13 protein-coding genes are annotated in these 13,127 nt (G+C 35.9%); 12 read left to right on the forward strand and 1 reads right to left on the reverse strand.

Features of this window, described 5'->3' with window-relative positions; translation table 11 throughout:
* The first annotated feature begins 30 nt into the window (after positions 1-30).
* On the forward strand, positions 31-600 hold the full coding sequence (gene xpt / locus BUC12_RS16030) for a xanthine phosphoribosyltransferase (protein ID WP_062183318.1): 570 nt from the start codon (positions 31-33) through the stop codon (positions 598-600).
* 21 nt (positions 601-621) lie between these two features.
* On the opposite strand, the gene menA is transcribed toward xpt, so the two are convergent.
* Positions 622-1,527 (reverse strand): 1,4-dihydroxy-2-naphthoate octaprenyltransferase, encoded by a 906-nt coding sequence (gene menA, locus BUC12_RS16035; protein ID WP_062183315.1) that lies wholly within the window; start codon positions 1,525-1,527, stop codon positions 622-624.
* A 348-nt stretch (positions 1,528-1,875) separates the two neighbouring features.
* Here menA and BUC12_RS16040 point away from each other — a divergent pair, with 348 nt between their 5' ends.
* From BUC12_RS16040 to BUC12_RS16090, 11 genes are all read left to right on the forward strand, one after another.
* A complete protein-coding gene (locus BUC12_RS16040; protein ID WP_062183312.1) occupies positions 1,876-3,261 on the forward strand; it encodes an aspartate kinase in 1,386 nt (461 codons plus the stop codon).
* Positions 3,262-3,748: 487 nt separating this feature from the next.
* On the forward strand, positions 3,749-4,558 hold the full coding sequence (locus BUC12_RS16045) for a MotA/TolQ/ExbB proton channel family protein (RefSeq protein ID WP_062183309.1): 810 nt from the start codon (positions 3,749-3,751) through the stop codon (positions 4,556-4,558).
* 72 nt (positions 4,559-4,630) lie between these two features.
* Entirely contained in the window at positions 4,631-5,248 is a 618-nt protein-coding gene (locus BUC12_RS16050) for an ExbD/TolR family protein (RefSeq protein ID WP_062183306.1), read from the forward strand.
* 34 nt (positions 5,249-5,282) lie between these two features.
* Complete coding sequence (locus tag BUC12_RS16055) at positions 5,283-5,936, forward strand: ExbD/TolR family protein (protein WP_062183303.1); 654 nt, start codon at positions 5,283-5,285, stop codon at positions 5,934-5,936.
* A 29-nt stretch (positions 5,937-5,965) separates the two neighbouring features.
* A complete protein-coding gene (locus tag BUC12_RS16060) occupies positions 5,966-6,799 on the forward strand; it encodes an energy transducer TonB (RefSeq protein WP_062183300.1) in 834 nt (277 codons plus the stop codon).
* A gap of 153 nt (positions 6,800-6,952) precedes the next feature.
* Positions 6,953-7,135, forward strand: coding sequence for a hypothetical protein (locus tag BUC12_RS16065; protein ID WP_062183297.1), 183 nt, complete (start codon positions 6,953-6,955; stop codon positions 7,133-7,135).
* Between the two features lie 52 nt (positions 7,136-7,187).
* On the forward strand, positions 7,188-8,132 hold the full coding sequence (locus tag BUC12_RS16070) for a PstS family phosphate ABC transporter substrate-binding protein (protein WP_062183294.1): 945 nt from the start codon (positions 7,188-7,190) through the stop codon (positions 8,130-8,132).
* 74 nt (positions 8,133-8,206) lie between these two features.
* Complete coding sequence (locus tag BUC12_RS16075) at positions 8,207-9,841, forward strand: tetratricopeptide repeat protein (RefSeq protein WP_062183291.1); 1,635 nt, start codon at positions 8,207-8,209, stop codon at positions 9,839-9,841.
* 218 nt (positions 9,842-10,059) lie between these two features.
* Positions 10,060-11,328, forward strand: coding sequence for a methionine adenosyltransferase (gene metK, locus BUC12_RS16080; protein WP_062183287.1), 1,269 nt, complete (start codon positions 10,060-10,062; stop codon positions 11,326-11,328).
* Between the two features lie 111 nt (positions 11,329-11,439).
* Positions 11,440-12,321: a DUF4271 domain-containing protein gene (locus tag BUC12_RS16085; RefSeq protein ID WP_062183284.1), complete on the forward strand. Its 882-nt coding sequence runs from the start codon at positions 11,440-11,442 to the stop codon at positions 12,319-12,321.
* Positions 12,312-13,070 (forward strand): uroporphyrinogen-III synthase, encoded by a 759-nt coding sequence (locus BUC12_RS16090; RefSeq protein ID WP_062183281.1) that lies wholly within the window; start codon positions 12,312-12,314, stop codon positions 13,068-13,070. Before BUC12_RS16085 ends, BUC12_RS16090 begins: the two co-directional genes overlap by 10 nt.
* The last annotated feature ends 57 nt before the right edge of the window (positions 13,071-13,127 follow it).

Below are 13,127 nucleotides of genomic sequence, written 5' to 3' on the forward strand. Positions count from 1 at the left end.
ACTAGAAATTATATTATAACTACGACGATTATGAAATTGCTTAAAGACAGGATTTTAAAAGATGGTAAAAGTTTTGATGGTGGAATTTTGAAAGTGGATAGCTTTATCAATCATCAAATGGATCCTATATTAATGAAGTCGATAGGAGTAGAGTTTGTACGTCGTTTTGGTAATATGCCTATAAATAAAGTGATAACGATAGAAGCCAGCGGTATAGCCCCGGCTATAATGTTGGGTTACTTATTGGAGCTACCGGTTGTTTTCGTGAAGAAAGCGAAGCCTAAAACTATGGGGAATATGATTACTACTCAGGTATATTCTTTTACTAAAGACACAACCTACGACGTATGTGTTAGCAGCGATTTTCTTACTCCGGATGATACGGTTGTTTTTATAGATGATTTCTTAGCAAACGGTCATGCTGCGATAGGTGTGAAAGATTTGGTTGATAAATCAGGAGCAAAATTAGCAGGTATGGGATTTATTATAGAGAAGAGCTTTCAGGAAGGCGGAAAACGTCTCCGCGATCTGAATATACATGTCGAATCTTTAGTCCGGATTAAGAGCCTGGGTACAAATAGAATCGAGTTTGAAGATTGACGATTATTTCGTATCAATCTTTTATAAATTAATGCACACAGCAAATACAACTGATAGAACAAAGGAAGCCATTGAAGTATATTTTAGATATGGATCCAGTTGAGCATCAACCTTAGTTGCCAGTATATTTCTTAGTATGATCAGAAAAGGAATAAAGAAGATAATATATAGATATTGATACCATTCGCTACAATAAAAGCAGCCATAAACAATAAAGCAACTAATACCCAAGAAGGTTAATGCTGCATGATATATGCGTGAGCCTTTTCTTCCAAATCGTATAGCTAAAGTCATCTTGCCCGATACGCAGTCATTTTCCATATCGCGCATATTGTTAATATTCAAAACTGCTACAGTAAATAACCCCATCCCGATTGCGGGAAGCCATGGTTGAAATGTGAGTTGCTGCACATTCAGAAAGAAGGTTCCCACGATAGCAACTAATCCGAAGAAGATAAATGAAAATATATCGCCAAACCCTTTGTATCCATAAGGGTTTTTACCTGCAGTGTACTTGATCGCAGCTATGATGGATGCCCCTCCTAATATAAAGAACAGGAGAATGTATGTAATAGGCATAAATTGAGAAGCTATATATATCAGGGAAGCTCCGACTATGCATGATAAAAGTATCGTTATTAAGATGGCTCTTTTCATAAGTTCAGGACTGATAGCTCCACTCTGAACAGTTCTTGTAGGACCTACGCGTCCTCCTGTTATATCGGTTCCCTGTTGATAATCTCCTAAATCATTAGCTAGGTTCGACAAAAGTTGTAATAGCGTAGCGGTAAGCATGGTTAATAAGCATACACTGATGCTAAAGTGCCCTGTTGAATATGCCATGCCATTCCCGCAAATAGTAGTAGCTATTGCCAGAAAGAGTGTACGAGGACGTAATGCCGAGATCCAGGTTTTTATAGATGCCATTTTACTTTATTTTCTGCAAAATAAATAGTTTTCGGTGGACATGGCAAATTATTTAAGGTCTCTGATCTTTTTATTACTTTTTCTAAGCAAAATAGCAATCAGTTGTTGCCATCTCAAAACATTGTGTTAATACTTATAATTATCCAATTAAAGCAGTTTGTAAAAAAGATCAGAAAGAGACAATTTGGTTGCTATTATGTGTTTTTATTGACATATATACTTTGCATGGTCTTTTTTATTGCTAATTTTGTGAAAACAATATATTAGTGCTTAAGTCTATATAGCATAAGCAAAACTGATTAACTCTGTTTTTTTTAATACTAAGATTTAAATATATAAAGTAAAAAGATGCTTACTGTCGAAAAAATCGGAGGCACTTCAATGTCTCAATTTAAAGATGTCCTATCCAATATTATTATCGGAAAACGTACTCCGGATGCTCTGTATAATCGTATATTCGTAGTATCGGCTTATAATAATGTTACTAATTGGTTGTTAGAACATAAAAAGACAGGGGACCCCGGTGTGTATGTTCAGTTTTTGAATAACGAAGATTATAGTATTGCTTTAGATAGCCTTTGTCAGCGTTTAGTCAATATTAATAAGAACTATGAAGCGATCGGTCTGAACCTGTCCGAAGCTAAAGAATTTATAGAATATCGTATCAAGCAAGCCAAGATGATGTTGTTCAGCTTAAGTAAGGTAATGGCATCCGGTTATGTGAATACGGAAGATATATGTCTGGCTGCCCGCGAAATACTGGCATCGATAGGAGAGGCACATTCGGCTTGGAATTCGGTGAATATTTTAAATAATAACGGAATAACCGCACGCTTTATCGATTTGTGCGGATTCAATGACTCATTGCCTTTAACAATTGATGAACGGATAGCGAAAGCTTTCGATAAGGTCGACTTTGAGAAAGTCTTATGTATTGCAACAGGATATACAAAAGGTACCGAAGGCATTATGAGAGCTTTTGATAGAGGCTATACAGAAGTAACTTTTAGTAAAATAGCGGTACAAGTGAAGGCTGATGAAGCTATAATCCATAAAGAATATCATTTGTCTAGTGCCGATCCTGGCATAGTAGGTGTCGATAAAGCTGTACCTGTAGGGCAAACTAATTATGTGATAGCAGACCAATTGGCAGATATAGGTATGGAGGCAATCCATCCTAAAGCAGCTAAACCGTTGGAATTAGCTGATATTAATATCCGCATAAAAAATACATTTGAGCCGGAACATCCCGGAACATTGATTTCCAGGGAATATGTATCGCCGGAGGCCAAAGTTGAGATAGTGTCCGGTACAACTAAAGTAGTTGCTATTGAAATACATGATCCCATGATGGTAGGAGAAGTTGGGTTCGACCTTCGTATAATGACTCATTTCGCTAAATACGGAGTCAGTTATATACTGAAATCAACCAACGCTAACTCTATAACAATGGTAGTGTGGGATAACCCTAAGTCGAAGGAGTTGATAAGTAACCTTAAGGATCATTTTTATCAGGTTAGGGTACAGCCTGTAGCTATAATTTGTGTTATGGGAACTAATATTGCAATGCCCGGTTTCTTGTATAAAGCAGCTAAAGCACTGTTCGAAGAGAATATCAATATTGAAAGTTTCGGACAATCATTGCGTCAGGTTAATATGCAGTTTGTTATAAACCGCTCTGATTATAATAAGGCAGTAGTTGCTTTGAACGAGGCTTTGTGCTTCCATAAATAATCTAAAAGACTATTTTCTTATACTAAAACAGTGCAAAGTTTAGTTAATTTTGTGAAGATTTCAGTAATAGTTGTTGTCAAAACAAATATATCTGTTATTTTTGTACTAATGTAAAGTTGAGATTTTTTCGAGTAAATTGAGTGTATACATCTATATATGATTTGTTAGTGTTTAGCATAGTTCAATACCGACTTTGAGTGTGTAATTTGCCTTCTCAGAAGAATAATTAGAATAATCTTCTTATTTTCAGCATGCAATCCCTCTTTCCTGTTAATGGTATATCTGTGTTATCGGTAAAATGCGCTTTTTAAGTGTGCTTTTTTACAATAATATGATTGTATTCAATAAATCAATTTATATATTTGTGCCGAATATAAAGCTCAGTTTGCAATATTATATAGAAAATGAGAATTCAAACTTATATTTATAAATAATATAGAAACAATTGAATATTACTAATTAATTTAAACAAATTTATTTTACTATTATGGAAACTAAACCACAAAAAGCAAAAGCAAGATCTAAAGGAGTATCAGCAGGATTGGTGATCGCAGGTTGTGCTGTTGTAGCCTTCTGTTTTTTCTTTTTCGTATGCGGTGATCCTTCTGGATTTGATGAAAAAGGACACCCACACCCAGGAAACTATTTTGCAACACTTTATCAAGGAGGATATGTAATTCCTATCGTTATTACGCTTCTTTTAACTACACTTGCTTTGTCGGTTGAAAGATTTTTTGCTTTGAACAGAGCTAGCGGAAAAGGTAGCATTCCTAAATTTGTAGCTGAAGCTAAAGCTAAACTAGAAGCTGGCGATATCGCAGGTGCTGAAAAACTATGTGATGATCAAAAAGGTTCAGTTGCTAATATCCTTAAAGCTGGTCTTGTTAGATATCAAGATGTTGAAAGCTATACAGATATGAATAACGATGAAAAAGCTGAAATTATTCAACACGAAATCGAAGATGCAACAACATTAGAATTACCATATCTAGAGCAAAATCTTTCTATCATTGCAACAATTTCTACACTAGGTACATTATTCGGACTATTTGGTACAGTACTTGGTATGATCAAATCATTTGCTGCGATGGGACAAGAAGGAGCACCAGACTCAACTGCACTTGCGGTAGGTATCTCGGAAGCTCTTATGAATACAGCGATGGGTATCGGTACAGGAGCTCTTGCTATTATTTTCTATAACTATTTCCAAGGTCGTGTAAAAGACACTACAGATGCAGTAAACGAAATCGCATTTGCTATTGGACAAACATACGTATCTAAACACGGAAGAAAATAAATCATTTTTAACTAAATGATTTGTGGAAAAGTAAAATATTTCCACTCTAATTAGAAAAATAATAAAGAAGAAATGAGCAAAGTAAAACCAAAAAAACAGGAAACATTCATCGACATGACCGCGATGAGTGACGTTACTGTTCTCTTGTTGACGTTCTTCATGCTGACAGCCAATTTCGTTCCAAAAGAACCTGTTCAGGTAATGACCCCTGCTTCTGTTTCGGAAGTAAAGATCCCTGAATATGATGTTATGACTATTCTTATTGATCCTAAGGGACAGGTTTATATGAATCTGGACAGACCTGAAGACAAAAGAAAAGTTCTGGAAAGTGTTGGCGAACAATATGGGGTTAAATTTACTCCCAAACAAATTACTTCATTTATAAATCAAACCCACATTGGTATGCCAATCGGCCGTATGCAGGCTTTCTTGGATTTACCATTGGATGAGCAAGATGCATTAATGAAACAATTTGGAATTCCTACTGATACAATCATCAGCGCTAATAACCAATTAGCAGTATGGGTGAGAACAGCTAAGGAAGTAAATGAAAATTTGTCAATAGCAATCAAAGCAGACCAGTCAACACCTTATACATTGGTGAAGAATGTAATGTCTACATTGCAAGACCTGAAAGAGAACAGATATAGTTTGATAACAACTCTGAAAGCAATGCCCGAAGGGTTTTAATGTATAGAACTTTAATTAAGAAAATAGTAAAACTATGGCAGAAGTAAATACCGGTGGTGGCGGAGAACAAAAGAAAGGCCAACCCCAGAAGCTCAATCTACGTGTAGACTTTACACCGATGGTTGACATGAACATGCTTTTGATTACTTTCTTTATGTTCTGTACGACTTTGAGTAAACCTCAAACTATGGACATTGTTATGCCAACTAAAGATACAGATCTTACCGAAGAAGATAAGAACCAGGTAAAAGCTTCTAAAGCAATTACTTTGATTCTTGGAGAAGATGATAAAATCTATTATTATATGGGTGAACCTAATTATAGTGATTATACATCTTTGAAAGAAACTACTTATGGTGCCGGAGGTTTGAGAGATATCTTGTTGGAACGTAACCGTGACGCTGTAGCTGAAATGAGAACGCTCAAAATTGATAGGGCTAAAAAGAAGATAACAGAAGAACAGTTCAAAGAAAAGTCAAGTGAAATAAGAAACAAGAAAGACGGACAGGTTGTTGTAATCAAACCTACCAACAGTGCTTCTTATAAGAACTTGGTTGATGCTCTAGACGAGATGCAGATTTGCAGTATCGGTAAATATGCTATCGTAGAAATGGCTGACGGAGATAATTACCTAGTCCAGAACTACCAGTCTAAAGGCGCATTATCTGCTGAAACAGGCGGTCGATAATAAATAATCACACATTTAAAAACAAAAAAATGGGAAAAGAAATTAATTTGAATTCCTCTGAATGGCGTGATATTGTATTCGAAGGTAAAAATAAGACTTATGGTGCTTATCAGTTACGTAAGACATCATCGAAAAGACATATTGTTGCATTTATTGCAGTAGTGATCTTTGTAGGTGTTGTAGCTGCTTTGCCTGCTTTCCTTGACGCTGTAAGACCAAATAAAGATAATTTGGGTGGGGTCGACGAAGCATTCGAGCTATCTAATATTGCAAATGTAGAGGAACAAGTTCCTGAAGAGAATCTTATTCGTCAAGAAACTGCTCCACCGCCTCCACCTTTGAAGGCAACTATTCAGTTTACACCTCCGGTGATTACAGAGGATAGTAAAGTGAATGAGGATAAAGAGATGAAGTCAATTGAAGAATTGAATGAAGCAAAAGTTCAGATCTCTATCGCAACTGTTGAAGGAACAAATGATAAAAATGCAGTGGATATCGCTGAATTGAAAGAGCATAAAGTTATCGTTGAAGAAAAGGAACCTGAAAAACCTTTTGTCAGCGTAGAACAAATGCCTCAATTCCCTGGGGGAGACGCCGAATTGATGAAATTCATCGGTAACAACCTTAAATATCCACCTATCGCAGCTGAAAACGGTATCGAAGGACGTGTAGTAATTCGTTTCGTTGTAGGTAAAGATGGAAAAGTATCTGATGCACAAGTATTACGTTCTTTAGATCCATCTTGTGATAAAGAAGCTATCAGAGTAGTAAGATCAATGCCTACATGGGTACCGGGTATGCAGAATGGACGTAAAGTTCCTGTATATTATACCTTGCCAGTATTGTTTAAACTACAAAAATAATTTTGAGATGCATTATACGGCATTCTCAGAAGGATAATGTAAAAAGAGGAGTTGATGGCATGTGGTGACATGTGTCGCGCTCCTCTTTTAAATATTAGATCTTTTATGAGGGACAATAATAAATTTACATTTAGAACCGTTTGGAGTATAATCATGGCCGTACTTTATATAGCTATGGGAGGATTGATTATGTTCTCGGGTTTAATTCTTAAATATAATTTCAGGGACAATAATTCTCAGGAAGACGATTTCCTTATTGTCCGTTATATATTAGGAGTAGGTATTATAGGATACGGATTGTTCCGGGCCTATCGTGTGTATAAATACAAAAAGTAATAGTGGTTTGGAGGTTTATGTTAGTGAAGTTTTTATTTAATTATCAAAAATTATGAGAAAAGTTGGTTTATTTTGCATAATACTATCTTTAACAATTTTCTCAGCGTGTAATCAGAGAATAAAGGTTACGCGGACTGACACTCCTACCAGTGGTATAGCTGAAATAGCAAGTGACGATTGCTTTAGTCCGATAGTACAAGAAGAAATAGATGTATTTGAGGCCTTAAATAAGGATGCATCTATTATTCCTACTTTTGCAAGTGAGGTTGATGTTTTTAACCTACTGTTAAAAGATAGTCTGAGGCTGATAGTTGCAGCCCGTGATTTGACCGATGCTGAAAAGCAGGGTCTTTTAAATAGGAAATTACAGCCCCGTACTCAAAAAATTGCGGTGGACGGTATTGCTCTTATAATAAATAAAGAGAACACTGATTCTTTAATCAGTATGTCTCAGATAAAGAAGATAATGACTGGCGAAATTGATTCATGGAAACAAATCAATGAGCAATCAAAATACGATCAAATAGCTGTTGTGTTTGATAATCCTAATTCGAGCACAGTACGTTTTATCAAAGATTCGATAAACAGAGGAGAGCCTCTGGCTGAGCGGTTGAAGGCTCAGGAAAATAACAAGGCTGTATTGGATTATGTGTCCAGAACGCCCAATGCAATAGGTGTGATTGGTGTAAACTGGGTAAGCAATCCTACTGATACTACAAACCTGAGTTTCACAGATCGGGTAAGGGTTATGTCTGTCAGTAAATCAGATCCGGCAACCCGTCAAAGTAGTTTTCAGCCTTATGCTGCTTATTTGGCCTTAGGAGAATACCCTTTGCGTCGCGATGTATTTGTTATTACATCGGATCTTAGGGGTACGTTACCCGCAGGATTTGTGGGTTTTTTGGTAGGAGATAGAGGTCAGCGTATAATTCTGAAAGCAGGCCTGATTCCGGCTACCAGACCAATGAGACTGATTACTATACAAGATGAATTTTGAAGGATATTGGAACTCTTCGGAAATCATTAATCAACACTTGAATATTTAAATTATACTATAAGAATTAATAAAGGATGAAAAAGAAGTATTTATTAGGAGCTTTTCTAGGCTTGTTACTTAGTACTCCGATTTTTGCACAGTCAAATCTTGGAGCAGACTATTTAAATACAGGAGAGCTGAAAGTTGCAAAAGAAATTTTTGAAAAACAAGTAAGTCAATCACCTGCCGAAGCTTATTATTATTTGGGAGAAGTTGCTTATAAAGAAGGCAATACTGCTGAAGCGAAATCTAATTATGAAAAGGGATTAGCTGCATCTGCAGATTTTGTTCTTAATAATGTTGGATTAGGTAAGCTTTTGTTGAAGACCAACCCTAAGGAGGCAGAAGATCAATTTTCTATTGCACTGAAAAAAGATAAAAAAGATGTAAGAGTACTTGTAGCTATAGCTGAAGCTTATTATGCGAACAATATGGCTCAAAAAGGTGAAGCTAAATTAGCTGATGCCCGTAAAGCTGATAAAAAATCGCCTCTGATTTATTTGTTAGAGGGAGATTTGAAAGCAAAAACCAACGTTGGTGAAGCTGCCGGAAGTTATGCTCAGGCATATAACTTTGATCCGACATGTGCAGTTGCTTATATTAAATCGGCACAGGTTTATGAGGCTGTGAATCCTACATTAGCAATTGAGATGCTTCAAAAAGCAGTAGAGATCAATCCTAATTACACTTTAGCATATAAAATGTTAGGAAGTATCTACTCTCACAACGGACAGTATGCTGATGCTATTGAGGCTTATAAAAAATATTTTGCTCAAGGAGCATATGATGTATCGGATTTGACTCGTTATGCAGCTGCGTTGTATTTCACTAAGCAATACGATGAAGCTAAAAAACTGATCAATGAAGGTATTTCTAAAGAGCCTAATAATTTTGTATTGAATCGTCTGTTGATGTATAGCTATTTGCAATCAAAAGATTATACAGATGGTTTGGCTGTAGGAGATAAATTTTTCTCATTAGATAAAGGCGATAGCGAATATATTGTTCAGGACTTTATGACTTATGGTGAGTTGTTAAGTAAAAACAATCAGTTAGATAAAGCTTTATTGCAATACGAGGCTGCGGTAAAACTGGATCCGTCGAAATCGACAGTGTATAAAGAGATCGCTATGGCATGTGTTGAAGGAAATCAATATGCTGACGCTGCTAAATATCTTCAACAATATGTAGATAAGGCAGATCCTGCGATTGTAGAAGCTACAGATTACTTTAATATCGGTCGTTATTCTTACATGGCTGGTACAGCTGCTCAAAAAGATACAGTAGACGTTGATGCTCCTGTAAAAGCAAAAGCTTTGTTACAACAGTCGGATAAAGCATTTGCGACAGTGAGTGAACGTATTCCTGATAGTTATTTGGGATATTTCTGGAGAGCGCGTGCTAATGCGGCTTTAGACCCTGAAACAACAGAAGGTTTGGCTAAACCATATTACGAAAAAGTAATAGAAATAGCTTTAAGTAAAGATGATGGAAGTAATAATAACGAACTTATCGAAGCATATCGTTATTTGAGTTATTACTATTACCTTGCTTTTGATAAGTCAAAGAGTGCATCAGATAAAGATGCTGTTAAATCATACAGTGAAAAGATCTTAGCTCTTGATCCTGAAAATGGGGTAGCTAAGCAATTACTAGAGGCTGTTAAATAACAGGTACTATTAAAAATAGTAAAGGAATAGCATATTTATTATGTTATTCCTTTTTTTTATATATAAAAGCCTTACCTTTGTAGCTTCTAAGTGGATAGATTTGTTTGCTTGCAACCACATGAAAAAAATGCTAAATACAGTCATTTCCTCATATTCCTGCAAGATTTAACTATCTCACTTTTGTTTATTTTATTAACTAACGTATAACAAATAGAGATATGAGTTATTTATTTACTTCCGAATCAGTATCGGAAGGCCATCCGGACAAAGTAGCAGATCAGATTTCAGACGCATTACTCGATGAGTTTTTGGCTTATGATGCGAACTCTAAAGTGGCGTGTGAAACTTTAGTAACAACTGGGCAAGTAGTTTTGGCCGGAGAAGTTAAATCCCGTGCATATATTGATGTGCCTGAGGTTGCCCGTAACGTGATAGAACGTATTGGCTATACTAAAAGTGAATATCAGTTTGAAGCTAAATCGTGTGGAGTCTTGTCTGCAATTCATGAACAATCGGACGATATAAATAGGGGAGTCGATCAGAAAGTTGATCCGATGGATCAAGGTGCCGGAGACCAGGGAATGATGTTTGGCTATGCAACTAATGAGACAGATAACTATATGCCTTTGGCGCTAGACTTGTCACACTCTCTATTGCTGGAGTTGGCAGATATCCGTAAAAATGAGTTGCATTTGATGCCATACCTTCGTCCTGATGCGAAGTCTCAGGTTACTATCGAATATGATGACAACGGAACCCCTTTACGTATTGATACAATAGTATTATCAACCCAGCATGATGAGTTTGGAACCGATCAGGAAATGCAGGATAAGATCCGTCAGGATGTAATTAATATTCTTATTCCAAGAATTAAGTCTAAATACAAATTTAGAAATGATATTCTTAGCTTATTCAATGACAATATTATTTATCATGTAAACCCGACCGGTAAATTTGTCATTGGTGGTCCTCACGGCGATACAGGTCTTACTGGACGTAAGATTATTGTAGATACATACGGAGGAAAAGGAGCACATGGGGGAGGAGCTTTCTCGGGAAAAGACCCTTCGAAAGTAGACCGCTCTGCCGCATATGCGAGCCGCCATATTGCGAAAAACCTTGTAGCAGCAGGTGTTTCTCCCGAAATCCTGGTTCAGGTATCATACGCTATCGGTGTGGCTAAACCCATGAATATATATGTTAATACTTATGGCAAGTCAAATGTGAAAATGACCGATGGTGAAATAGCAAAGGTTGTGGAATCATTATTCGATATGCGCCCTAAAGCAATAGAGGACAGATTGAAGCTGCGTAATCCGATTTATTCAGAAACTGCGGCTTACGGTCATATGGGGCGCGAACCGAAGAGTGTGGAAAAGGTATTTCAGTCAAGATACAATCCGGAGCCTCTAAAATTGAAAGTTGAATTATTTACATGGGAAAAATTAGATTTTGTAGATGCTGTAAAAAAAGCGTTTTCTCTATAAACTATATTAGTTTCCTTAATTAAATAAAAAATGACACTGCATCCTTGATGATTTTATCTCAGGGATGCATTGTTATAATTATCTTTGTGCCGAATTAAAAAAGTGTTTTTCTTGGAATCCGGAGAAAGTACATATGTAATTGATAGTGTCGCGTTAGCCCGATCTTATAAAGATTCGGTCGAATATCGTTCTCTTCTCAAAATAGAGAAAGATACTAGCATGTATTTTACCGAAGATAAATGGCAATCTTTACATACTGCAGAGTCTCGCAAAGAGTTTCAGAATAATGGACATCTGGGTATACATAAAGATTTTGCACTTGAGAATGAAGATGGAGTATTGGTATTACTTCTGATTTGTTTTTTGTTTTTCACCAGAATATATAAGGGGGGCATCACCTTCTTTAGAGAAAATACAAGATTATTATTTTCTTACAGGGAAAATTCCAATCTATTTAGCGAAACGACTATTACTGAATTTTGGTTCAACTTTATACTCTTATTTCAGAATGTATTGTTAACGTCCATTATTATATTTGATATTTTCTTAGAATCAGATAATAATCCGTTGCCTAAAGATAGTTTTGCCACTATTCTTGTTTTTATTGTTATTATAGCTCTTTTCATCTCCATAAAATCGTTGTTTTATAGGTTTATCGGTTATGTATTTGATATGAAAGAGTATACCAATATGTGGCAACGAACGTATATTATTGTTCTGGAAATGACTGGAATGATTGCTTTTGTTCCCACATTGATGATGATCTATTCGCAAAAATTTCACTTTGTACTGATCATATTCTTTATCAGCCTCTTTATAATCTCCCGTCTTATTCTTTTTTATAGGATAATTACGTTTTTTTTAAGGCAACCTGTTAATTTTTTGTTTTTGATTGTCTACCTTTGCAGCGTCGAAATTATACCGTACATATTGCTATATCAGGTATTGATTTTTTTATATAAAGTTGATTTAATAAGTTTACTATGGCTTTGAAAATTAAGAAAGTGCTGATTTCACAACCAAAACCAGCAACCGAAAAGTCCCCCTATTATGATATTGCCGAAAAATATAATTTGTCTATTGATTTTCGTCCATTTATAAAAGTCGAAGGCCTGGATGCTAAAGAATTCAGACAGCAACGTATTAACATTCCGGATTATACAGCTGTCGTTTTTACTGCAAAAGTAGCAATTGATCATTTTTTTGCATTGTGTGAAGAAATGCGTGTGACTATGCCAGAAACGATGAAATATTTCTGTATATCTGAATCCGTTGCACTTTATCTCCAGAAATATATTGTATACCGTAAGCGGAAAATATTTTTCAGTCAGACAGGAAAAATGGATGGTTTGGCGTCTTCATTAGCTAAACATAACAAAGAGAAGTTTATTGTTCCTGTTTCGGATGCTCATAATGAGGATATAACTGCTGTATTGGATGAAAAGAAGGTTGATTACATTAAAGCCGTTATGTATCGTACAGTAAGTACTACTATTGAACCAAGCGAAATAGATACTTATGATATGATTGTCTTTTTCACGCCATTAGGTGTTGCTTCTTTATTTAAGAATTATCCGGGTTTTGAGCAAGGAGAAAAAGCTATCGGATGTTTTGGTGCTGCTGCTGCAAAAGCTGCCAAAGACTTAGGGCTTAGGCTCGACTGTGAGGCTCCTCTGCCGGGATTGACCTCGATGACCGCAGCTCTGGAAGCTTATGTAAAAGAAAATCATAAGAAAAAATAAGAGATTAATATTCATATTATAATAGAGCTTGGTTTTTTGTAATAAAAAACCAAGCTT

This window comes from Indolivaga macrotermitis (assembly GCF_900128985.1).
In the GTDB taxonomy this organism is placed as follows: domain Bacteria; phylum Bacteroidota; class Bacteroidia; order Bacteroidales; family Dysgonomonadaceae; genus Dysgonomonas_A; species Dysgonomonas_A macrotermitis.